This is a genomic window from Clostridium algoriphilum (assembly GCF_020443705.1).
Taxonomy (GTDB): Bacteria; Bacillota; Clostridia; order Clostridiales; family Clostridiaceae; genus Clostridium_AD; species Clostridium_AD algoriphilum.
Window position 1 is genome coordinate 1 of sequence record NZ_JAIZZK010000122.1, and the last position, 666, is coordinate 666.

At 29.0% G+C, this 666-nt stretch carries 1 protein-coding gene; it reads right to left on the minus strand.

What is annotated here, in order from left to right:
* Positions 1-149: 149 nt before the first annotated feature.
* A partial coding sequence (locus tag LGK95_RS22215) for a DUF3231 family protein (protein WP_226127110.1) occupies positions 150-666 on the minus strand: 517 nt, incomplete at its 5' end.

Below are 666 nucleotides of genomic sequence, written 5' to 3' on the forward strand. Positions count from 1 at the left end.
TACTAATATCTCTTAAATAAATATGACAAAAACCATTTATGATAATTATTGTTATGTTGTATGAAATTAAGTGATTTTTATTTTACTAATAACAAATGTCGTTAAAGTCTGTTTTCACGACATTTAAGAAAATTTAATAATGGATTATTTTATTTTGTAAGCTGATTTCTGTCTTCCATTTGAGGAGGCTCTTCCATCCATTTATGTTCAATCATTATTTTTGATCCTTTTTTTGCATATTCAAATGTATCCTTTGAAATAAGTCCAAGTTTAAGAGGTAAATCACCTCTCATACTAAAAGATGTACCTAATTCTGTGAAGCCTAATGCTGTGGTAGATATTAAACTGGTTATATACATCATAAGTTTTTCAGAAAAAGGTGGCTGAATAGAATCTGTAACTTTACCAACCCATGTACTTGGAGGCTGAATATCACTTTGTGATAACAAAGCACTTAATTCAGAAATAGTTTTTTTTGCTAATTTTTTACCTTCTATGAAGTGCTTTTTAACGTCGTTTTCTTTTGCAACTTGTGCAAATCCCGTCAACAAATGAAATGCCCAAATATTAGCTTCTATAGCTTCATTAATAAAACAAACTTCAATCGTATTTAATGAGCGTTTATCAGAAAGAGGATTAAGTCCACTCATGTAATTGTTATCTTCA